At 44.5% G+C, this 22,797-nt stretch carries 17 protein-coding genes; 14 read left to right on the top strand and 3 right to left on the bottom strand.

The genetic code is table 11. From position 1 onward, the window contains the following. Nucleotides 1-181 precede the first annotated feature (181 nt). Nucleotides 182-925 (bottom strand): hypothetical protein, encoded by a 744-nt coding sequence (locus AC1DP6_RS08400; protein ID WP_477054431.1) that lies wholly within the window; start codon nt 923-925, stop codon nt 182-184. A gap of 158 nt (nt 926-1,083) precedes the next feature. Continuing rightward, nucleotides 1,084-1,914 carry a bifunctional transcriptional activator/DNA repair enzyme AdaA gene (locus AC1DP6_RS08395; RefSeq protein WP_477022926.1) on the bottom strand — a complete coding sequence of 277 codons (831 nt, stop codon included), beginning with the start codon at nt 1,912-1,914 and terminating at the stop codon, nt 1,084-1,086. 300 nt (nt 1,915-2,214) lie between these two features. Between AC1DP6_RS08395 and AC1DP6_RS08390 the strand changes: the two genes are divergently transcribed. From AC1DP6_RS08390 to AC1DP6_RS08330, 13 genes are all read left to right on the top strand, one after another. Then, a complete protein-coding gene (locus AC1DP6_RS08390; RefSeq protein WP_477054430.1) occupies nt 2,215-4,287 on the top strand; it encodes a carboxy terminal-processing peptidase in 2,073 nt (690 codons plus the stop codon). 102 nt (nt 4,288-4,389) lie between these two features. Further along, entirely contained in the window at nt 4,390-4,950 is a 561-nt protein-coding gene (locus tag AC1DP6_RS08385; protein WP_477054429.1) for an RNA polymerase sigma-70 factor, read from the top strand. A gap of 51 nt (nt 4,951-5,001) precedes the next feature. After that, on the top strand, nt 5,002-6,156 hold the full coding sequence (locus tag AC1DP6_RS08380) for a FecR family protein (protein WP_477054428.1): 1,155 nt from the start codon (nt 5,002-5,004) through the stop codon (nt 6,154-6,156). 93 nt (nt 6,157-6,249) lie between these two features. Beyond that, the gene (locus tag AC1DP6_RS08375; RefSeq protein ID WP_477054427.1) at nt 6,250-9,807 is read left to right on the top strand and encodes a SusC/RagA family TonB-linked outer membrane protein; all 3,558 of its coding nucleotides are present in this window, start codon (nt 6,250-6,252) and stop codon (nt 9,805-9,807) included. Then, entirely contained in the window at nt 9,807-11,303 is a 1,497-nt protein-coding gene (locus tag AC1DP6_RS08370; protein ID WP_477054426.1) for a RagB/SusD family nutrient uptake outer membrane protein, read from the top strand. Before AC1DP6_RS08375 ends, AC1DP6_RS08370 begins: the two co-directional genes overlap by 1 nt. A gap of 25 nt (nt 11,304-11,328) precedes the next feature. After that, complete coding sequence (locus tag AC1DP6_RS08365) at nt 11,329-12,222, top strand: hypothetical protein (protein WP_477054425.1); 894 nt, start codon at nt 11,329-11,331, stop codon at nt 12,220-12,222. Between the two features lie 23 nt (nt 12,223-12,245). Further along, nucleotides 12,246-13,640 (top strand): TlpA family protein disulfide reductase, encoded by a 1,395-nt coding sequence (locus AC1DP6_RS08360; protein ID WP_477054424.1) that lies wholly within the window; start codon nt 12,246-12,248, stop codon nt 13,638-13,640. A gap of 24 nt (nt 13,641-13,664) precedes the next feature. Continuing rightward, complete coding sequence (locus tag AC1DP6_RS08355; protein ID WP_477054423.1) at nt 13,665-14,768, top strand: redoxin domain-containing protein; 1,104 nt, start codon at nt 13,665-13,667, stop codon at nt 14,766-14,768. 518 nt (nt 14,769-15,286) lie between these two features. After that, on the top strand, nt 15,287-16,441 hold the full coding sequence (locus AC1DP6_RS08350) for a SusC/RagA family TonB-linked outer membrane protein (RefSeq protein ID WP_477054422.1): 1,155 nt from the start codon (nt 15,287-15,289) through the stop codon (nt 16,439-16,441). A 14-nt stretch (nt 16,442-16,455) separates the two neighbouring features. After that, nucleotides 16,456-18,192, top strand: coding sequence for a TonB-dependent receptor domain-containing protein (locus AC1DP6_RS08345; RefSeq protein WP_477054421.1), 1,737 nt, complete (start codon nt 16,456-16,458; stop codon nt 18,190-18,192). 12 nt (nt 18,193-18,204) lie between these two features. Beyond that, nucleotides 18,205-19,665: a RagB/SusD family nutrient uptake outer membrane protein gene (locus AC1DP6_RS08340; RefSeq protein WP_477054420.1), complete on the top strand. Its 1,461-nt coding sequence runs from the start codon at nt 18,205-18,207 to the stop codon at nt 19,663-19,665. Between the two features lie 271 nt (nt 19,666-19,936). Continuing rightward, nucleotides 19,937-20,659, top strand: coding sequence for an SDR family oxidoreductase (locus AC1DP6_RS08335; protein ID WP_477054419.1), 723 nt, complete (start codon nt 19,937-19,939; stop codon nt 20,657-20,659). An 89-nt stretch (nt 20,660-20,748) separates the two neighbouring features. Continuing rightward, nucleotides 20,749-21,663: a helix-turn-helix domain-containing protein gene (locus tag AC1DP6_RS08330; protein ID WP_477054418.1), complete on the top strand. Its 915-nt coding sequence runs from the start codon at nt 20,749-20,751 to the stop codon at nt 21,661-21,663. 24 nt (nt 21,664-21,687) lie between these two features. Here AC1DP6_RS08330 and AC1DP6_RS08325 read toward each other — a convergent pair whose 3' ends face one another. After that, complete coding sequence (locus AC1DP6_RS08325; protein WP_477054417.1) at nt 21,688-21,999, bottom strand: hypothetical protein; 312 nt, start codon at nt 21,997-21,999, stop codon at nt 21,688-21,690. A 257-nt stretch (nt 22,000-22,256) separates the two neighbouring features. On the opposite strand from AC1DP6_RS08325, the gene AC1DP6_RS08320 reads away from it, so the two are divergent. Next, nucleotides 22,257-22,664 carry a c-type cytochrome gene (locus AC1DP6_RS08320; protein WP_441573783.1) on the top strand — a complete coding sequence of 136 codons (408 nt, stop codon included), beginning with the start codon at nt 22,257-22,259 and terminating at the stop codon, nt 22,662-22,664. Nucleotides 22,665-22,797 lie beyond the last annotated feature (133 nt).

The following is a 22,797-nucleotide window of genomic DNA, read 5'->3' as shown; positions in this document are numbered from 1 at the left end:
CGGGGATGACGTCCGGATGTATAACCGGGATGAAATTGCATCAGCAAATAGATGGAGGTGAGAACCGGCCATAGCAGGGCTGCTTCAGTGCTATGCTGTAGCTGCGGAAAGAGATGTACTATTGAAAGAAAGCAGGTATAAAGGGGTTATTCATCAAAATATCTCCGGGGGCAAAATCGCTTTATTCCAGTTGAATGACAGCTGGATATGCGTGTGTATAGATAAGTTTGGGAAGTAGTTTCGTCCGCTTGGGGTAAGTACGTTTATGAGCATATTTGGGTATCTGTGACGCTGCTACTGCAATAATATCGGCGGCCATGTATTGCCTGTTGCCGGATGGGCCATCCTTGTACTTGGCTCTTACCTGGAAAACCACTACCAGTGAACCCTGCCCGGGTACCTCCAGCGAAACATTTGTTTCCTGGAAAGTGGTATCCGGATTTATCGTTAGCGTAACCGTTTCGCTACCCGCCACCTGACGTGATTTAAAATCAATACGGGTAGCGATCACTTTTACTTCCAGCGCAGCAATACCTTTATACCCGGTGATGGTTTGTGCGGGAATATTTAGTATTCCGTTACTCAAAAGCCGGGGAGCCACCGCAAAGAAACGATCTACGCCGGTATGCTGATTGAAGCGGAAGCCTGTCAGGGCCTCGTGATGATCGCCGGCAGCAATGAGCAGCTTGTTGAGCCGATTGATGTGGCCGCCGTCACAGTGGATATCCAGGTTGCTGTATAAAGCATGACGGATAAAAGCGCCTTTCCTGCTGGCGATGCCAAAGCGCCGGGATGCGCGGCGGGTAGCAGCCGTTTGCTGCACGCTTTGCGGCATGGAGCGCAGGAAGTAGTTGCCATTGCGCTTATACCCAATGAGATTCCCGAATTTTCCCGTAAAAGAAATGACAGACATTTGTTTTGCCATGGGAGATTATTTTGATTACTATAAATATAACATAATTCGGGGAACGTGTTTTCGGGATAGTTCGGGAGGATTTGAGAATGACAAATGCGGCATTTAGCGCATATTGAAAAAAAGATATTCCCCAACTTTTCAACCTGATCCAAGATACTGATGCCTGCTTATTTTCCGGATTTATGTGCTGCTTCCCATCCTATGATGGCATTTTTGCGGGTGCTTCCCCAATGGTATTCCCCGTAGTCGCCGGTGGCTTTTATAACACGATGACAGGGGATGAGAAATGCCACAGGGTTTTGTGCTACTGCGGAGCCTACTGCTCTGGATGCTTTAGGATGACTGATTTCTTCTGCCAGGCGGGAATAGGTGGTGAGGTTCCCCATCGGAATTTTCAGCAGAGCTTCCCATACTTTCAGTTGGAAGTCGGTACCCCGGAGATGCAGTTTTATTTCAGACAGCCGGCTCCAGTCCTGCGTAAAAATATACAGGGTATTTTGCTGGATAAGGTCTACTACCTGGGTAAACTGTGCATGAGGGAATTGTTCTTTCAGTGATAGCAGGGCCGCATCGCGATCGTCTGCAAAGGCCATATGACAAATACCTTTGGGCGTAGATGCTACGATAATATTGCCGAAAGGACTTTCTGCGAAGCTATAATTGATTTGCAGGGCCTTGCCGCCGTTGCGGTATTCGCCGGGTGTCATGCTTTCGATGTTAATAAAGAGGTCGTGCAGGCGCCCGGTTCCGGAAAGGCCTGCTTCAAAGGCTGCATCGAACACGGTAGCTTTTTCTTCTCTGAGTATATTTTTTGCGTAGTCCAGTGTGAGGTATTGCAGAAATTTTTTCGGTGTTACGCCTGCCCACTCTGAAAATACCCGTTGAAAATGAAACGGGCTCATATGTACAGCAGCAGCTACTTCCTGTAAATCAGGCTGTGTCTTAAAATTGCTTTTGATGTAGTCTATTGCCGTTGCAATTTTATCATAATTGTTCATGGCTCTTAATTTTAAAACAAAGGTAGCGGCATGAATGTCGGTAAAAAACCCGGTTATTGCTAAGTAAAGGAAATCATTTACAGGTAGCCGGAAAGATGAAAAGGTACTGAAAACGTATGCATAGTGGATGCGTACCAGTAAAATAGGCAGGGATGAGCTGGCAGCGAAAAATAATCATGGCCCTGGTATGATGTCCTGAAACTATTCTCATTTTAATCTCGAATCCTTTTTTAAACTGGCCCAAACCTCATTCACCCTTTCCGGATTTTTCGTGTCTTCCTGATGTATCAATGAATCATCATGACAGCGAGACTGAAGTTACTGTTACTATTACTGGTAGTTACGCTACCGGCATTTTCTTATGACCATCACTCAGATAGTTTAAAGGCCGCGCGCCAGGGTATTATAAAATTAGTGGTAGCCAGGTTGGAAAGAGATCATTACTCCCCGAAAGAAATCGGTGATGCATATTCGAAGGCCGTATGGAAAAGATTTATCACCGCCATAGATGATTATAAATCTTTGTTTTTGYAGGCAGACATAGCGCAGCTACAAGCCTATGAAACTACGATTGACGACGAGTTGCATCAGGGCGATGTACGTTTTTTTAATGTTGCTTTTGTCTTGTATCAGCAGCGGGTAAAGGAGGCTGCATGGATAGCAGACAGTATATTACAGCAGCCGGTTTCTTTGCGTTCAAAAGAGGAGGTGTTGTTAAACCGCCATGATGCGGCTTATCCTGCCGATGAAAATGAGCGTGTAGCCATCTGGCGTAAACGTCTTACTTATGAAGTGTTGAAGCGGATGATGGAATCGGCCACCGCAGATAGTGTGGGCAAATTGCCATTAGCGCAACAGGAACAATTAGCGAGGGGAAAAGTGCAGCGCTGGTTTAAGCGTTCCTTCAGCAGCTTGCAGGCCGGCACTGCGGAAGACAGCAAGTTTGCCTTGTATGTAAATGCAGTAGTATTTGAAATGGATCCGCATACCGCTTATAATCCACCGGCAGATGCGCGGTTGTTGCAGGAACAGATGGCGCATCGTTATTATGGGCTGGGGATGGAGCTGGATGTGAAGAATGAAGAGATTTTTATCAAGCGGTTAATAAATGGAGGTGCTGCTATACGCAGCGGACTTGTGCATGAGAATGATCACCTGGTGCAGGTAAGCAGCAAAAGCGGCGACATGGTAGAAGTAGCTGGTATGCCATTGAATGATGTGTCACGGCTTATTCGCGGTGACAAAGGTACTACGGTGAAACTGGTATTACGCAAAAGTAATGGCAAAGAAGCAATGGTGGCCATTGAGCGGGGCATCGTGACAGAAGATGAAACTGCTGCGAGAAGTGCGGTGATTCATCAGCAGAACAAGAAGATCGGCTATATTTATTTACCTTCTTTTTATGCTGATTTTGAGAGAAGAGATGGGGTGCATTGTGCAGATGATATCGCGAAGGAAGTAATGCTTTTACAAAAAGCAGAGGTAGATGGCATTGTCATGGACATGCGTAATAACCCTGGTGGCTCATTAGACGAAGTGGTGAAGATGCTGGGACTTTTTCTGCCCCCCGGCCCCAAGGTGCAGTTAAGAAAGAGAGATGGGGTGATGTTATACAATACGGACTCCACACAACCCTGGCTTTACAAAGGGCCTTTAACGGTAATGATCAATGAAAACAGCGCTTCTGCAGCGGAAATTTTTGCAGCAGCGATTCAGGATTATCATCGTGGCATCATCATCGGAAGTGCTTCTTCCTATGGGAAAGGAACGGCGCAGGCTACGCTCCCAATGGGTAAAGCAGGTGATCCTGACAAAGGCATCCCTACCCAGTTGTTTGGCAGCATTGCGTTGACACAACATAAGTTTTACCGGGTGAATGGAGCGTCTACACAACAGAAAGGTGTGATTCCGGATATTCTGTTGCCTGGTGTTACATCTTATATGAAAGTGCAGGAGCGGGATAATGCAACGGCGTTGCCATGGGATACTATTCCTGGTACCCTGTATTCAGATATACAGCGTCCGGAAGTGGACCAGCAGCTGATTACAGCAGGTAACCGTTTATGGAAAGAAGACCGGGTGTTTACCGGTGTATTGGAAAATACTACCTGGATGAAGCAGCACCAGGAGGATCCGGTACCGTTGTCTTATGATGCATTTAAGCAACATCAGCAAAAGCTGCAGGCACATATAGATACGCTGAGTAATATATGGAAACTGCCGCCAGGAAAAAGAATGACATTAACGGGAACGGATATACTGGCAGACAAAGCTTTGCAACAGCGATATGAAAAGTGGATGGAGGCAACAGGCGAAGATGCTTATCTGTTAAAGACAGCAGAGATCATGCAGCAGATGGATAGCCACTTGTGAAAAATGTTTTAGCATGAATGCCGGCTTTTCTGTTCCTTTTTATATTTTGTGGATATAAAATACAAGATCAACCAGTTTTCATGAATAAAAATGTTCGGGGTTATGGCGGAATATGATAATGAAGAGTTGTCGCCCTCCATTGATCCGGCGACCTTTGCCACATTATTCCGCCAGCATTATTCTCACTTATGTACCGTTTCTTTCCGTGTAGTCGGCGATAAGGATACTGCCAAAGATATTGCGCAGGATTTCTTTCTTCACTGCTGGAATAAACGCGCTACGCTGCCAATTGTCAAGAATTTCAGCAGTTATGCATTCCGTGCAGTACGGAATGCATCTTTAAATTATCTCCGGCAGGCGGGGCCGCTTTCTTTTGAGATAGCGGATGTGGAGGACCTGGCAGAGCAACCGGAAGAGGAAGGTTTGCCAAGGGAAGAATTACACAAAAGGCTTTGGGCGATCATTGACCAGCTGCCGGAGCAGCGCCGCATTATTTTTTTGCTCAGCAACCGTGATGGATTGAAGTATACGGAAATTGCGGGGCGGTTGAACATCTCCGTAAATACCGTTAAAACACATATCAGGTTGGCATATCAGATGCTGCGTAAAGAGTGTATCTGGTTGATCCGGGGCCTGTTTTATTTATTTTTTTTGATGAAGTAATCATTATCATTCACCCTTTCTCATAAATGAGTGTCTATAACGTATATGGATATGCCGGAAAAAGATATTAACTGGGATAAACTGCTGCATCAGCTGGAAGAGGGCACCGAAGGCGCGCCTTTGGCGGCCGGTGAAGCAGAGATAGTGCAGCTATCCGGAGCCATACATCCATATCTGCAGGAAGCAGCGGAAGAAGAACGGGAGTTTCCAATGGCAGAAGGATGGGAGCGGTTTCAACGTTCGCTGCCAGCTGCTGAACGGTATAGCGATAAGCCGGTGTTGAAGCGTGTACATTATCTGCGCTGGAGTATCGCCGCAGCAGTGGCGGTACTACTAACGTTTACAGGTATACGTTTTTTTCAATCACAACGGAAAGTGCCGGCCATTGTTAAAGCCAATCTGCCGCCCACTTCAAAAGTACGACTATCATTATCAAATGGTCAGCAGGTGCTATTGGCTAATGGTGAGCAGCAGTTGCAGGAAACAGGTGGTACCACTATTAATGCCAGTGATACTATGATTGTGTATCAGCCCGGAATGGCGGCTGGTGCAGGAACAGAAATGAATATACTGGAGGTGCCACGTGGACATCAGGCCAGGCTTGTATTGGCAGATGGCACACAGGTGTGGGTAAATGCCGATTCCAGGCTGGAATATCCTGCTGCGTTTAACGGAAGCCACCGGGAAGTGAAGATTACCGGGGAAGCTTATTTTGAAGTAGCAAAAAATGCGAAACAGTCCTTTATTGTAAAGGCCAATGAAATGGAGGTGAAAGTACTGGGGACCGCTTTTAACATTAACACCTACGATCATCAGATTCATACAACACTATCAACAGGAAAAGTAAGTGCTACGGTCAGCAATACAGCGGTGGTACTGCTCCCTGGAGAACAGGCCGTTTATAATGCGTCCGCATCTGGACTCAGTAAACGGAAAGTAGATGCCAGAGTGTTTACTGCCTGGAAAGACGGAGATATTTATTTTGAAGAAGCCAGCTTAAAAGAGATTGTCCATAGCCTGGAACGCGAATATGACTATACTATTCACTTTGATGACCCTACCCTGGAGCGCCTGCATTTTACGCTGGATATGCGTAAAACGGGCGCCCTACAGGACATATTGGATAACATCGCCAGTACTACGGGCAAAGTAAAATTCAGAACAGTGAACAGAACAATTATTGTCAGTAAACCAGGAAAAGAATAACAACATAGTAACCAACATTTATCAACCATCGTTGAAACGGTCACGGGATTTCGTATAAGCATGTCCGTTTTATTTTAAAATCGCTGTACAACAATGAACAGATTATTTAAGCTGCCATCAGCCGCAGGGGCTGTGCATGGCGTAGCTATGTCTTTATTGCTGCTGTTGCTATGTATGTCATGCCCGCAATACTTATCTGCTCAGGACTTTCCTGCGCTGGATAAGAAATTTACTTACAAGGCAGTCAGGAAATCATTGCCGGCTGTGTTGAAAGACATTCGTGTTATTACGGGTATACGGTTTACCTATAATGTAGAAGAAATAGAGCAGCAGCCAGCCGTTACAGTAGATGCGAAAGATATGCCACTGCGGGATCTGTTGAAACAGCTGCTGGAAAAAACAAGCCTGACTTATAGCACGGGGCTGGCAGGTATCATCATTTTTCCCCGGGTTGAACCGGAAGTGCAGTCGGTACGGAAGGGTTTTCTGGTGAGCGGACAGGTAACAGACAAGCAGGGCGCGGCGCTGTCCGGCGTAACCGTACAGGCAATAGAATCCAAAGTAGGTACGAATACAACGGAAGATGGAATGTTTTTCCTGGTGGTATTGGAGACAGATAAGTTACGCGTTACCCGCTTAGGTATGAAGCCCATGCTGGTGGGGGTGAAACAGAATGTATTTGCGAAGATTATGATGGATTCTGTTATCCAGGAGATCCGGGAAGTAGTGGTGAATGGTTACCAGGTGATCGATAAGCGTATGTCTACCGCAGCGGTATTTAAACTGGATGCGGCAGACATTATGCAACCGGGACAATCGACGGTGGATAAGATGCTGCAGGGCAAAGTACCCGGACTGATGATTGTGAATAATTCCGGCAGCCCCAATGCAGTTCCTAAAATGAGGATTCGCGGTACCTCTACCTTTATTGGTAATGCCGCGCCGGTGTGGGTAATAGATGGGGTGATCAAAGAAGATCCGGTAGATCTTACGCCTGCGCAGCTGAACGAAGCGATGGGCGGTGCACAGGGAGCCAACTTTGCCATTATAGGCAACGCCGTATCCGGACTGAATCCATATGATATTGAAAGTATGACATTCCTGAAGGATGCTGCTGCTACTGCTGTTTACGGAGTTCGTGCAGCCAATGGCGTTATTGTGATCACCACAAAGAAGGGGAAGAGTGGACCGGCACAGTTGTCTTATAATGGTACGCTTACTTTTCAGGCAAGACCCTCCTATTCCCAGTTTCAGCTGATGAATTCCCGGCAGCGGGTAGATCTTTCCAGGGAATTGCTAAAGGAAGGATTGAAGAATTATAACATCCCAAAGAATGTGGGCTATGAAAGTTTAGTACAAAAGTTTTTGAACAAACAAATTACCCTGGATGAATTGAACGCCGGCACTGCCGCTATGGAATCGATCAATACCGACTGGTTTTCCAGTTTATTCCGTCCTGCCCTGAGTTCCAGCCATTCCCTGAGCCTGACGGGGGGAAATGAGAAAACCAACTATTATACTTCCTTTAATTATGCCAATAACGGAGGTGCAGCAAAAGAGGACGGCAATAAACAATACAGTGTATTGTTGAACCTGCACGGAGTGTTAAGTAAACGTCTCACGATAGATATTGGTGCCAACGCCAGTTACATCAGGTCTTCCGGATACTACAATCTGAATCCTTTCGACTACGCGGTAACGGCCTCCCGTACTATAGATAAAGATCTGCTGACGGATGCAGGTCTTTCAGATGAATTACACAAGCCGCTGACCTACAACTTTGCAAATGAAATAAACCAGAGCACTAATACGGCCACTACTACCAATACGATGTTAACCGCCTCGCTGAACTACCAGGTTTCCCGCGCATGGAAGTGGAACACTTTACTTAGTGGTCAGCTGGGAAGTACCGAAGGAATGCAGGCCGCCTATGACCGCAGTAATATGATATCAGCGATCCGGCGATATGATTTTGGAGAAGCTGTCACTGATAGTATGAGAAAATCATCTCCCCTGCCTTATGGAGGCATCGCCAATATTAATCATGAAAATATGGTAGCGCTGAATATGCGCAATCAGCTGGAGTATAACCGGGCTGTTTTTGGCGCGCGTGACCGGGTATCCATTATGGTGGGGAATGAAATAAAATCATTGCAACGTAAGGGTTTTTCTTCTGTGGAACTGGGTTATTTCCCGGACAGAGGGCAAACTTTTTTCTCTGATGAATATAATGTGGGCGGCAATGCTACCAAAGGATCCACGTATTATCACAAACCTATTATCGTAAATACACTGAATAATAACATGGGTTTTTATGCAGCGGCTACTTATTGTTTAATGGGAAAATACGTATTGAGTGTAACCGGCAGGGCCGATGGTTCCAACCGGTTCGGGCAATATTCCAATCAGCGCTTTTTGCCTAACATGGTATTCTCCGGTAGCTGGGATGCAGGGCGTGAGTCCTGGTTGAGCGATAGCCGTATTATCAGTGGACTGCGCTTTCATGCTTCCTATGGTACACAGGGAAATGTGGTAGACCAGGTAGGACCGGAGCTGATAGCCTCTTATCCTTCATCACCGATAGATCCGGGTAGCGGCGAATATATACTGCATACCAAGAGTCTGGCTTATCCTAACCTGCGCTGGGAGAAAACATACCAGTCAAATGGAGGCGTAGAATTGTCCTTGTTTAACGGCCGTATCATCTTTAACGCAGAAGCCTATATGAAAAAAAGTGTGGACCTGCTGGCGACCAAAGAGCTGCCTTTTGAATATGGTATTAATAATATGGTGGTCAATGCCGGAAATATGACGAACAGCGGCTTTGACCTGTTTTTGCAAGTAGTGCCGCTGCGTACAGATAAGACGGAAATTTCCTGCGACTTCACTTATGCAAAAAATTACAACAACATCGTTAGCAGTCAATACGCAAATCTCTATACTAATTATTTAGCGGGTAACGCATTGATTCCGGGTAAACCGATTAACAGTTTATGGTCATACGCTTATGCGGGGCTGGATCATAATACCGGGATTCCCCGTTTTAGTAATACCGGCACTTTCAAAGGTGCAAATGCTGATCCTGCCAGCTTCCTGGTGTATTCAGGGCGGAAAGATCCGCTTATTACCATGGGCTTTAATCCCCGGGTAAGATATGGTGCTTTTACACTTAACCTGAATATGTACGTGAGCTATGGTAATTATAAACGCCTGAATCCTATTTACGGGAAAGGTATTGATGGTGGAGCGCCGCTTCCATCATGGAATATGCCGGTACTGTTGGCGCAAAGATGGCGTAAGCCGGGTGATGAAGCATTTACAGATGTTCCTGCCTTTGGAGAAGAAAGACATGTGCCGATACCTTCTTTGGAAAGTGGAGAAGATGTATACAAAATGTATGACCTGTCAGATCTGCGGGTGGTTAATGCCAGTTTTCTGCGATGCCGCACTGTGAATATTTTTTACCGGTTGTCGTCTGGCATATGCCGCCAGGCAGGTGTGAAAGGTGTGAATATAGGTGGCGCCATATCTAACCCGTTTACTATTGCCAGCAAAAAATTGCTGGGACAGGATCCTGAAACATTGGGTACAGGATCCACGGCATTGCCGGTTACAAGATCCTATTCTTTCACGCTTAATGTTATGTTCTAATGAAAAGGGTATCAATAACAAGGATCATCTGTATCCTGGTGGCGTTGACAGGAATGGTTTCCTGTAAAAAATTTCTTGCGGAAAAATCACAAACGGATATGACGCCAAAGTCTACTGAAGACTATAGCCAGTTATTATTTGGCGATGGCTATCCTTTGGATAATGTGGTGCTGCAGCCACAGTTGCAGTTTATGGATGATGACGTACAATGTTATAATACGCCTTTGCTCGCTACCAGTCAAAAGGCGGTATTTGGTAATATGCCTGCTTTCACCTGGCAACCTGGTTTCCTGGAAGCAGCTACCCGGAATGGCAGTCCGGATGCTGCGGCTTTCAATTCATGGACGAATTATTATAAACTCATTTTAGGCTGTAATGTGGCCTTGCAGGCTGTTGATGGTAGTATAGGCAGCGATGCCGCCAAAAGATACCTTAAAGGGCAGGCTTTGGGGCTTAGAGCATACTATTATTTCATGCTGGTGAATTTGTATGGTCGTCCTTATAACGACAGTACCACGACTCCGGATAAAAGTTTAGGTGTACCGCTGCGACTGGATGCTAACTTATATGAAACATATCCAACCAGGAATACGGTGGCGGAAGTATACCGGCAGATAAGCCAGGATATAGACAGTGCCTGTATTTTGCTGGATGTAGATAAAATTAATAAAACGGCCTACCGGTTTAATTATATCGCGGCGCATTTCCTGGCATCGCGGGTAGCGTTGTTTATGGAACAGTGGGATAAAGCAGTGGCCCATGCAGGTATGGTGATCCAGTATCATCCGCAGCTGATGGACTTTTCAAATATCAACCTGGAAGAGGGACAATTTATAATGAATACCGTGACAACGGAAAATGTATGGTTGTTTGGTAGCTATGAAGAGCATAAGCCTTACGGATTTAATATGGCGTATGCTTTTTCTGCTTCACTGGCTAAAACCTATGAAGCCGGCGACTTACGGGGCTTCCTGTATTTTGTGGAAGTACCTGATTTTCTAAAGCCGATTTTAGGAATTGATTACAGCCAGCGAAAATTCAATGTGGGCGCAGAGAATGTAAGGGGAACCGCCTGGCGCAGTGCAGAGATGTATCTCAACAGGGCGGAAGCGAATATACAGTTGTATAAGTTATATGGTAAAGCAAAAGCGGGACAACAGGCATTAAGTGACCTGAATACCTTGCGGCAGCACCGTTTTGATCCAGGTGCTTATCAGCCGCTGGAATTAGCTACCGCAGATGTGATGTTGCAGCAGTGCCGCGCTGAACGTCGCCGGGAATTTTTTAGTGAAGAAGGACATCGCTGGTTTGATCTGCGCCGCTATGGTATGCCGGCTATTACGCATGTATTTAAACCTTCCCTGAGTACCGTGGCAGTATATCGCCTGAGAGCGCGTGATCCGCAGTATGTATTACCAATACCGGATGTGGTGTTACAGCGTAACCCGGCATTGGTGCAGAATCCGCAAAGTACCGGTGCAAGATTGCCGGAATAAACCATCACCTTTAATTTATTGCTGTATGCGTATATACTTCCGTTATTTCAGATCTGATATTTTGTGGCTGCTACTACTGCTGACCGGCATTTTTGCCTGTAAGCGGGAAGCAGCACCAACACCTTCCGGTGAAAAATATGGTTACCAGTTACCGCAGGGAAATCATCCGTATGATGATGCGATTGTAGCGTTTTATAAAAAGTATCACTGCTATATTTTATATAAATATACCCCGGTAGATTTTAAGTATGCTATCACTACTTCTCTGAGAGATACCTCCTGGCAGCCGGACCCGGCAGATGTGGAACCGGCATTGAACCTGCTATTAAAGGAATGTTTGCAGTTGTATCCGGATAGTTTTTTACACCAGGTGCTTCCTGACCGGATCCTATTGCCGGCACGGATCGACTCCCTGGTGTCGATTGCAGAATTTGGACAACCGATCGTGTTTAAATATGTGAACAGTGTCGGTTTTGCTACCACCGATTATATGATGGCTTTTGCATGGGCAAATAATAAATTACCACAACAAACACCGGAGCAGTTAAGGATGCTGCGTGGATGGCTGCACCAGTGTTTATGGAAACGCGCCTATAATGCCAGGCAACTGGAAATGCCGGATAGCTTTGCCTTGTATAGTCCGGACTACATAAATATGAATGAAGACGATTTTTATGCAGCCGGCATGGTAGCTCGTATTCATGATGGGCGTACAATGAATAATGCCTATTGCCTTGGCCGGGATTTTACAGATTTCATCGCTGCCATTACCAGTAAGTCGGCCGACGAATGGGAACGTACCCTGCTATCGCCTGCGGTAGATGTAAGCGGATTAATCAAAGTGAAACGGGGTATCATGTTGCGTTATTATAAACGCAAATACGGCATAGATCTGCAGGCTATTGGCAACCGGCCCTGAACTGTTTTTTAAAATTATATTTTATGAGATACCGATTGATTTTATTACTGGCCTGTTTGTATACGCAGGTGGGATCTGCTGCCACAAGGGTTGATTCCGGTGTGGATGTCAGCGTTTCAGTGAATGGGTTGAATATGGTCAGCATCAGTTACCTCGACCGGGTGAATCCAATGTCCGCAGCAAATATGACGGAAGGCTTGAATCTGGCTAACGGTAACGGCAGCTGGAAGGGGAAATTAAAAATCCCATATACACAGGTGATCTATATTAACAACGTACCGGTGTTAGTGCATCCAGGTGATCAGTTATTGGTGAAGATGAGCCGCCGCCCTTTTAATGAACAGTTGGTGAACTGTGAAGATGCGATGATTACCGGTAACCAGTCTGTCCGCTTACAGCTGCTGTACAAGTTAGATAGCCTGTATCGTTTCAGGGATAGTGTTATACTTAGTACCAGTTTTGAAGCGTATAAAAAGATCCTGGAACAGAAGCATGAGCTGGCGATGCGGTTAATTACCAATGCACGTTTAACCGGAAAGGAAGATTTGTCGCTTACCTATTTGTATTTGAAAATGATGAAAATGCGGGTGAAGGGTTATTACGCTTCCCGATATAAAGATGAAAATGTACATGCGGCAAATACGCCCGTATTATTTAAAGCGTGGTTGCAGGAAGATGCGGAAGCAGATCATCCCTATTTGTCTTTAATAGCAGGTGATTCCTATGTATCTGCTTATATAACAGGTTGTGTGCCCGGTGCAGAGGAAGGCCGTATGGTTTACCTGATGGAGCACCTGGTAGGCGATCGTTTGAAGCATATGGTAGCGGGAAATGATGCGGTTAGTACGTTGCGTTATAACGGAGCCAATGAGCACTTTACGGATATCTATGAATTGATACAGCAGAAGGTGAGTCAGCCGGAAATCCGCGCTTATTATGACTCGCTGTATCATGCATATCAACCCCTCAATTTAGGTCACCCGGCATTTGATTTTACCTTAACTGATCTGCAGGGGAAGTCCGTACGATTATCTGACTATAAAGGAAAGATGGTGATCATTGATTTGTGGGCTACCTGGTGTGCCACCTGTGTGGCGGAGCTGCCTAATTTTGAACGTATTGCTGATTCTCTCCAACAGGATAATGCGATTGTATTTGTGTCTATTGCGTGGGATGAAGAAGCTGTATGGAAGAGCTACCTGGATAAACACCCTAAAAGTAATGCTATCAAATTGCGGTTATCTCCTGATGAAAATGATAAAAACATGCAGGAGTTTGTAAAGCATTATCAGCTGACGGGTGTGCCGCGTTACCTGATGATAGACACGGAAGGTAAATTCCTGACTGCTTTTGCACCATTACCTTCTGATCCTGTTTATACCCAGCTGCTGGGTATGTGGATGAAAATGAGAAAATAAATTTTATCTGTAATAATCTTGTTTATGAAAAGAATACTAGCCATGCTGGCAATGGGTGCCGCACTGAATACTTCCGCGCAGAATAAGGTGGTCATCACCGGTACCCTGCCCGATTTACCGAATGATACGATGATGCGTTTGTGGACACCATTCCAGGAAGGATATGACTCAACGGTGATTAAGAACCATAGCTTCACCTTTAATAAAACCCTGACTACCGGTAGTGGTGGCGTGTTTATTATTGGCGTAGGTAGTATTAAAGATGAAAAAAAAGGAACTATTCTTTTCCTTGAACCCGGGGAAGTGAAGATTACCGGGAAAGGTCCTTATTTTCAGAATGCTACTTATAGCGGATCTCCTTTTATTAAAGATTGGGTAGACATCTGTAATACGATACTGGATACATCGGCTGCTTTTTCTGAAAAAAGAAAATTAATTATCAGGCAGGAAGAAGCAGAAAATGTAGGTGATATGCTGACGTCAAATGAACTGCAACCTCAGATAGAAGCGTTTAACAAGCAGCAGTCAGAAGTGGCCAAAGTATGGATCAGTAAGCATCCCAAGTCTTCGGTATCTGCTTACCTCATCGCCAATGTACTGAATAAAACCATGCCTAAAGATGAGTTGCTGGAGCTGTTGGGTAAACAACCACAGAATGTGCAGCGTGCTGCCAGTGCTGTTTTCCTGAAAAAAACAATGGGCATAGGACTGGATATGGGTAGCGTGGCGCCCAACTTCAGCTTACCTGATGTAAATGGTAAAATCATTTCTTTGTCTGATTACAAAGGAAAGTATGTACTGATTGATTTCTGGGCCAGCTGGTGTGGACCCTGTCGTGCACAAAATGCTTCGCTGAAAGCAGCTTACGAAAAATTCAAGGATAAGAACTTTACGATCCTGAGTGTATCTGCAGACGACAAAAAAGAAAAATGGCTGCAGGCAGTGGCGGAAGATAAACAGGCATGGGCACAAGTGTCTGACCTGAGAGCCTCTTTCAGTCCTGTTGCACAAGATTATCATGTAATGGCACTCCCGGTTAATTTCCTGGTTGGACCTGATGGGAAAATTATCGGAATGGGGTACATGAATGAGCGACTGGAACGGAAGCTCAGTGAGTTACTGAAATAATTGTCAGTCAAACATATGCCCCGTATCTGCTTAGATACGGGGCTTTTTCTTTTTATGCACTGATGGCTGTCTGCATTTATTTTATGTAGGTTTACAGGGAGAAAGATCTGCTTATGAAAAAAAGAAGGTGGTTTAAATATATAAAAAGCTGATAGTTAGTTCTTAGAGAAAGGTAAAATTGATTTTCATAAATGGAAATTTAATTATATTCATTATTGCTATGAAATAATTGATTTCTTTTTTATTTTTAAGCAACTGGTAGAAAATATCATTGAAAGGGTTTTTGCGTATTTTCTTTACCGTAGCATGATAGCAACCAATAATCTGAATCTAATTTGTTTACACAACTAAAATCTGATTGACCATCAGCGGTAGTACTTATTTGTAATATCAAATACACTGTTTTTATAATGCATTGCGATCAGTTAATCTGAACGGGAACGGGAGTTCCATGCCAAAATCTGAACCAGTACTGTAGTATTTTTTATAGTCTAACCAACATCTAAATCTAATCTGACATGAGGAAAATTTTACTCGTGCTGGCAGGACTGCTATTGGCAGTAACTTCCCTGCTTGCACAGACTAACCACACTGTTAAAGGAAAAGTAACGGATGAATCAGGGAAAGGATTACCTGGTGTTTCTGTAAGTTTACCCGGAGGTAAAACCGGTACTGTTACTGATTCCAAAGGAGAGTTCTCGCTTTCTGTACCTGCAAATGTGACCTCCCTAAAAGCATCTTTTGTAGGCTATGAATCACAAACGTTGACCATTAATGGTAGCAATGCGGGGAGCATTACTTTGTTACCGGATGCCAAAGCTATTTCGGAAGTGGTAGTAGTAGGTTATGGTACGCAACGTAAAAAAGATGTAACGGGTAGCATTGTTTCTATTAAAGGCAGTGCTGTAGCAGAGCTGGCGGTGCAAAGTTTTGAATCCGGTCTGGGCGGTCGTGCAGCTGGTGTACAAATCACCGTACCCAATGGTATTGTAAACAACCCACCGGTGTTTCGTATCAGGGGGGCTAACTCTATTTCCATGAGTGCTTATCCGCTGATTGTAATTGATGGCGTGCCTACTTTTTCCGGTGATGTGGGTAGTTCCAATGCGCCATTGAATCCATTGGCCAGCGTGAATCCGGCAGACATCGCATCGATTGACATTGCCAAAGATGCTGCAGCTACAGCTATCTACGGTAGCCGTGCCGCCAATGGCGTAGTGTTTATCACTACCCGGAAAGGAAAAGCAGGTCGCCCAAAAGTATCTTATAGTGGTTGGGTAGGTAGTACCAAACCAACGCGGTTACCGGAAGTATTGAACAGTGCACAGTACCTGGAAGTAAAGAATGAAGGATTGAAAAATGCTGGTAGCACAGATGTGTATGTGCCTAATCAGGATGCCAGTGGTAAAACCATCGACACAAAATGGATGGATGTGGTATACCGTGATAAAGCCATTTCACAGAGCCATAGTATAAATGTTTCCGGAGGTACGGAAAATACCAGCTATTATTTTTCCGGCGGCTATACGAAGCAACAAGGTATTCTGAAGAGAAATGAATTTGCACGTAAAAATCTCCTGTTCAATATTGATCAGCAATTAGGCAAGGCATTTACAGTTGGTGCGCGGATCAATTATTCCAATGAACAAAGTCTGATCTTTATCTGCAGGTAAAGCCATTTAGCTGGATGACCCTGAGAACACAATATGGTGCGGATTACATTATGCTGAACAATGATGTTTACCTGAACTATTTATCTGGTGATGCCGTTGCTTCTACCGGTGATGTAACCAGCACCTATTCGCAGTATAAGCGTTGGGTGTGGACCAGCACGATGCAACTGGATCATTCTTTTGGTAAGCATAACCTGAGTTTGCTGCTGGGTTCCGAACAGCAACGTGATGCGCGTGAACGCTATGGACTGCAGCGTCAAAAGCAAATGGATAATTATTTTAACAACAGTGAAGGCGGATGGCTGGTGGATCTCTCCCGGTATTTACTGCGGCGGGAAAACTATTTATTGTCTGCCTTCTCCCGTTTAAATTATAATTACAAGGAAAAATATTACATAAGCGCCAACGTAAGACAAGACCAGTTCTCCGCCTTTGGTCCCAATTACAAGAAAGGTACTTTTTATGGCTTCTCTGCGGGATGGGAAATTACGAAAGAAGCTTTCTGGCAGAATGCAGGATTGGATAATGTATTCAGTGGTTTCAAGATCAGGGCGAGTCATGGTAAGGTAGGTAATTTCGCAGGACTGAATGATTATGATGCGTTATCATTATACAAGCCTTCTCCTTATGGCGGTAATTCTTCTATTTATTTCAACCAGGCGGGTAACCCTAATCTGAACTGGGAAACCAGTAAGAAAACCGATATAGGATTTACTTACGGATTACTGAATAACAGGATCAATGGTGAGTTCTCTTATTACTATAATGACATTAATGGTTTGATCCTGTTTGTACCGCAAATGCCATCCGCCGGTATTCCTATTACAAGTACTACCGCCACCATTGCCACTATTCCCACCAACGTAGGCAGTATGTATAACAGGGGAGTAGAATTCAGCGTGAACGCCGCAGTGATTGATCAAAAAGATTTCTCCTGGAACAGTGCCTTCAACATAGCGTTTAATAAAAATGAAATCACTTCACTCGCAGGCGATATTACCGCTATTCCTTTTGTAACCAGTAGCCTGGAACAAACAAGTATCAATAAGGTAGGGAACCCCGCGAGTATGCTCTATGTGGTGCGTACCGCCGGTGTGGATCCCGCCACAGGCAGGAGGATTTTTATTAATGCTAAAGACGAACAGGTTTATTTCAGCAATTCGGATGCCGTTAAGTATAAATATGCAGATGGCAAAGCAGCACCAGCTATTGGTGTAAAAGATGCGGTGGCGTATAGAAATACCAATCCTAAAGTATTGGGTGGTTTTGAAAATACTTTCCGCTACAAGAATTTTGAACTTAATGTGCTGCTTACCTATCAAACTGGTTTTTATGTGTACTATGGCAGTAATGCAGGTTTAAGGGATCAGCGTTACTGGAACAACAGTACCGATGTATTGAACCGGTGGCAGAAAATAGGTGATCAAACGGATGTGCCGAGGTTAGTAAATGGGGATAACATTTCCAATGGTTCCTCTTTCGCGATTGCGGCCAATGTATTTAAAGGTGATTTTGTAAAATTAAGCACCGTAGGGTTATCGTACAGATTACCGGAAAGCATGGCTAAATCCATTCATCTCACCGGCGCCCATGTGTTTCTGCGTGGACAAAACCTGGCGTTGATCACCAAATATCCCGGACCAGATCCTGAAGTTTCTTCCAATGGTAACAATGCTTCCGGTCAGGGAGTAGATCGTAATACCATCGGTAATGGAAGAACAATTACGGTGGGGCTTAATATTAACTTATAAACTGCAACGAAGATGAGAAAATATTGCATATACATACTAGTCGTAGCTATAGCGGGTTTCAGCGCGTGCCAGAAGGATTTGTTAGACCCGGTGCCTTCCACCGATATTCCTGACTTCAAAGCATTTGAAACAAAAGACCGTATCAACAGTCAATTAAATGGATTGTACTCCGTGATGAAACACGGGAAATTCCTGGGTGGAAAATTTGCCATTGCCAATGAGGTAAGGGGAGAAGATTTTGTGAATGAAAAGGCCAACAATGTGACGCTGAATGCCAGCTGGAGAATGGTGCCTACCGGGGAAGCGCAGGAGGTGAAAGAAATCTGGTCACAGGGATATATCACTATTAATAACGTCAATGTTTTTTTGACGGGCATGAATGCCGTAGGTAACAAAGTAGTAGGCGATTCCATTGCTAAGTTATATGCCGGTGAAGCGAAGTTTGTTCGTGGTGTGAGTTATTTTTCGTTACTGCAGTTATATGCACGTCCACATTGGGATGGCGCTGGAAGTAAACCGGGATTGATTCTTCATGGGGAAGGTCATTCCCAGATAGGCAGTTATGCCAGGGCGCGCAGCACAGTGAATGAAACCTATGCGCAGATCATCAGGGACCTGGATTCCGCAGAAACCTTGTTGCCAAAGCCTGCTGCCGGTTCAATAACTGCCATTACACATGCCAATGCATTTAGTGCTATTGCATTTAAAATCCGGGTATATCTGTTCCTGGAGCAGTATGATAAAGTAATACAGGAAGCGGCTAAACTGGTATCCGCCAACGCGCCGTTCGTTTCACCCGGCGGGCATGCACTGGAAGGCGATATATTCAAAGTGTTTACCACTCCTTACACCTCTAAGGAATCCATCTTTTCCCTGCCCTTCTCCGGGGCTACAGGTGACTTCCCCGGTACACAAACGCAGATTGGCTATTACTTTACACCTTCTTCCAAACCATACACGGGCAACGGTGAGTATTCACTACATCCCAATGGAATTATTTCCGATTCTTCCTGGAAGTCTGCCACCGATGCACGGAGAAATTTCATCCTGGTGTTGGGTGCAAAAAAGTATTGGGTTAAGTTTCCCACTCCCAGTCCTTTTACGGATTTTATTCCGGTTATCAGGTATGCAGAAATACTGCTCGATGTGGCGGAAGCAAGGGTCAGGCAGTTGAATACGGTAGATGCTACTGCAGTAGCCCTGCTGTCTGCTGTAAGACATCGTTCCGATGCCTCTGTTACTTATACTACTGCTGATTTCGCGAACGCAAGTGTGTTGTTGGGCGCCATTACCAAAGAGAAGCATATTGAATTACTGGGTGAGGGGTTCCGTAGTATGGAAGTAACCCGCCTGGGTATTTCCTTCCCTTCAAAAAGCAGTGTAGTACCGGTGATTGAGCCGACAGCTCCACAGTATATCTGGCCTATTTCTTCTGATGAGATGATTTATAACAAACTATGTGTAGATAATTAATTCCGGAGAGCGCTGTAAATAAGAAGCCCCGTTACTAAAAAGTAGCGGGGTTTTGTTTGTTCGCTTATTCATAGGGTACTCTATGTTTTAACTAAATGTTTACCTGCAAAGTTGCAGGCGCTTCAACCTTTAATCGGGCATTTGACTACAAACTAGAAGGATTTGGCTACAGGTATTTTCTTAAACGGGGGGATATTTGCAGTGGATTTGGTTCTACTGAGGAATGGCTATGGCAATTGATCCGGAATTTTTTAATTTTAAATGGAGATTTATGAGGACAGTTTTGATAACAGGGGCTAACAAAGGCATTGGCTTTGAAACAGCCAAACAACTGGCGCAGTTGGGGAATTTCGTTTATATAGGCAGCAGGGACATGAGTACAGGACAAAAGGTAACAGATCAGTTGAAGGCTTCCGGAATAGCGAATGTGGCGGCCATCCAGATCGATGTAACCGATATAGAGACGATCAGAAGGGCAAAGGCTGAATTAGACAGTCAGATCGATTGCCTTGATTTACTAATAAATAATGCCGGTATTTCGGGTGAACAGCAGCAGCGTGTTGCTGATGGCAGTATGGATGCCATTCGTAGTTTATTTGAGACGAATTATTTTGGCGCTATTCAAACTACACAGGTCATCTTGCCGTTATTAAGGAAATCGTCCGCTCCGGCCATCATTAACGTATCGAGTGAGGTAGGGTCTTTAACGATGAACATGTCTGCCGACAGACGTCCCAACTGGGCTAGTTTTTCGGCATACGGATCTTCTAAAACTGCATTGAATGCTTTTACCGTTATGCTGGCCAACGAACTGCGTCCCGAAAATATAATGGTCAATAGCGTTACGCCGGGTTATACTGCGACCGATCTTAATGGATTTAAGGGTTTTAAGACTGTTGCGGAAGGGGCAAAGCCGATTGTACAACTTGCAATGTTAGCAGATCCCACAGTGACAGGCAGGTTCTTCAACGACGGCGGGGAAATTCCCTGGTAGTGGTCCCGGTGTCAGCCGGAATTTGTTTATGTTGCAGAGGGCATTTATATCATTTTCGAATTGCCTGTCAGGGTTAAAAAATTTTGCTCATGGTAAACAATAATGTTCAGCGAATAAAGTCTATTAGTGAATATCATCGCATCCGTGGTTTGGCTGCACCGGAACATCCATTGATTAGTCTGATAGACTATAATAAAATAAAGCATTCGCGGGAGAATAATGACATTAGCTGGGCCTATGATTTTTACTTTATTGCTTTGAAAAGAGGTCTTGACGCCAAAATAAAATACGGACAGCTGGAATATGATTTTGACGAAGGCACGATGTTTTTTATAGCGCCGGGGCAGATATTTAAGATTGAAATTAATCAGGACGCGCCAGGCAAGTCGGGTTGGATGTTGCTGGTCCATCCTGATTTTTTCTGGAATATGCCGCTGGCAAAAAATATAAAGAAATACAAATACTTTGGGTATTCCGTTCGGGAAGCGCTGTTCCTTTCAGAAAAGGAAGAAACAGCTATTTCCGGCATTGTTCAACATATCCGGCAGGAGTATCAATCAAACATCGATAAATTTAGCAGGCAAATTATTGTTTCCCAGATAGAGGTTTTACTCAATTATGCCGACCGGTTCTATCAACGGCAGTTTATTACCCGCGAAGAAGCGAATCACCAGGTGCTTGAAAAGCTGGAAGCACTGCTGGATGATTATTTTGACGACGTCACCCAAAAAGTAGGACTGCCCACTGTCAATTATGTTGCCGAACAACTGAACCTTTCTCCCGATTATATGAGTACTTTACTGAAGGTATCCACCGGGCTTAATACACAGCAGCATATTCATGAAAAGCTGATCGAAAAAGCGAAAGAAAAGTTAACCGGTACGACTTTATCAGTGAGCGAAGTTGCCTACGAGCTGGGATTTGAACACTCACAGTCCTTCAGCAAGCTTTTTAAAGCAAAGACGAATCTTACTCCATTGGCATTCAGGAAATCTTTTTGCTAAAGATGAGGTTATATTTCCCCTATTTTATATGAACATATCAAAGGAAGAAGTTACCAAACTCATTTCTTCTATGACAGGCGCTACTTCAAGTCCACTCGCATCTCTTTGCTGCTGGAAGGTTTTGAAGAATGGTGCATCGAGCAGCAGGTGCTGGACCTCATTGTTTTCATAGATGGCAAAGTGAGTAAAGGTTTTACCATCCGCACCCAGGTTAACGAAGTATTTAATCGCAGGGATATTGAGCTGGCGTAATTCATTAATGGCTACCCTTACATTTTCCTGGTTCTGTTGTGCAAAGCTTGATTTTACGGTGTAAGTTACTTTTACGATTTTCATATGTTAGTTTTTATGTTGTTGATTTTTAGCTGGGAGTAAGAATTAATGATCCTTTTAAGCCGTTCTTCCCTAATAAGACAAAACAGCGCCGCAAAACGTGACAACTTTTCATCTTTTTTTATGCTTCCTTTAAAAAGCTTCCCGGATACGTGGCCGGGCCGGTGAAAAAACGAATAGGGATAACTACAACCTATTGTTCTTTTTTGTAGATTTCGTTTCTGAAGGAAGCATTTATATACTTATTTAAACCCATGGTCATGAAAATCAGGAAAAGTTTTGTAGTAGTGGCGGCACTATTGGCAGCCGGCACGCTATGCTCACTTGCATTACCCCAGGAACCTGAAAAGGCAAAAAATCTGAAAGTACTGCCAAAGGATATCAGCCATGAAGAGCTGATTACCGTAATGCGTGGTTTTAATGCTGCGCTGGGCGTAAAATGTAATTTCTGTCACGAGCCGCGGAAAGACGATCCGAAGAAAATGGATTTCGCCAGCGATGAAAATCCGCACAAAGGAACAGCAAGGGACATGATGAAGATGACCAAACGTATCAACAAGAAGTTCTTCAAGGGGAGCGAAGTAATGGCGGTCAGCTGTTATACCTGCCACCACGGTAATGAAGAACCAAAAACCAAACCGGACCCAGCACCGGAAGCTGCAAAGTAAATTGAAAGGGCCGCTGCAAAGCGGCTTTTTTATTTATTATCGGTGAGGCTCGTTTACGGGCTTCACTTTTTGGGCGATGAAGAAAGAAGATATTCCTTAGGCATACCGTGGTCAACCTGGCTGGAACAATAAT

The organism is Chitinophaga sp. 01L420, assembly GCF_056399985.1.
This window is presented reverse-complemented; position numbering and strand designations above follow the sequence as displayed.

What these genes read in the sequence shown, in the direction of transcription:
- AC1DP6_RS08400 (WP_477054431.1), bottom strand. Translation starts at nt 925, where the DNA reads ATGGCAAAACAAATGTCTGTCATTTCTTTTACGGGAAAATTCGGGAAT.
- AC1DP6_RS08395 (WP_477022926.1), bottom strand. Translation starts at nt 1,914, where the DNA reads ATGAACAATTATGATAAAATTGCAACGGCAATAGACTACATCAAAAGC.
- AC1DP6_RS08385 (WP_477054429.1), top strand. Translation starts at nt 4,390, where the DNA reads ATGGCGGAATATGATAATGAAGAGTTGTCGCCCTCCATTGATCCGGCG.
- AC1DP6_RS08380 (WP_477054428.1), top strand. Translation starts at nt 5,002, where the DNA reads ATGCCGGAAAAAGATATTAACTGGGATAAACTGCTGCATCAGCTGGAA.
- AC1DP6_RS08375 (WP_477054427.1), top strand. Translation starts at nt 6,250, where the DNA reads ATGAACAGATTATTTAAGCTGCCATCAGCCGCAGGGGCTGTGCATGGC.
- AC1DP6_RS08370 (WP_477054426.1), top strand. Translation starts at nt 9,807, where the DNA reads ATGAAAAGGGTATCAATAACAAGGATCATCTGTATCCTGGTGGCGTTG.
- AC1DP6_RS08365 (WP_477054425.1), top strand. Translation starts at nt 11,329, where the DNA reads ATGCGTATATACTTCCGTTATTTCAGATCTGATATTTTGTGGCTGCTA.
- AC1DP6_RS08360 (WP_477054424.1), top strand. Translation starts at nt 12,246, where the DNA reads ATGAGATACCGATTGATTTTATTACTGGCCTGTTTGTATACGCAGGTG.
- AC1DP6_RS08355 (WP_477054423.1), top strand. Translation starts at nt 13,665, where the DNA reads ATGAAAAGAATACTAGCCATGCTGGCAATGGGTGCCGCACTGAATACT.
- AC1DP6_RS08350 (WP_477054422.1), top strand. Translation starts at nt 15,287, where the DNA reads ATGAGGAAAATTTTACTCGTGCTGGCAGGACTGCTATTGGCAGTAACT.
- AC1DP6_RS08345 (WP_477054421.1), top strand. Translation starts at nt 16,456, where the DNA reads ATGACCCTGAGAACACAATATGGTGCGGATTACATTATGCTGAACAAT.
- AC1DP6_RS08340 (WP_477054420.1), top strand. Translation starts at nt 18,205, where the DNA reads ATGAGAAAATATTGCATATACATACTAGTCGTAGCTATAGCGGGTTTC.
- AC1DP6_RS08335 (WP_477054419.1), top strand. Translation starts at nt 19,937, where the DNA reads ATGAGGACAGTTTTGATAACAGGGGCTAACAAAGGCATTGGCTTTGAA.
- AC1DP6_RS08330 (WP_477054418.1), top strand. Translation starts at nt 20,749, where the DNA reads ATGGTAAACAATAATGTTCAGCGAATAAAGTCTATTAGTGAATATCAT.
- AC1DP6_RS08325 (WP_477054417.1), bottom strand. Translation starts at nt 21,999, where the DNA reads ATGAAAATCGTAAAAGTAACTTACACCGTAAAATCAAGCTTTGCACAA.
- AC1DP6_RS08320 (WP_441573783.1), top strand. Translation starts at nt 22,257, where the DNA reads ATGAAAATCAGGAAAAGTTTTGTAGTAGTGGCGGCACTATTGGCAGCC.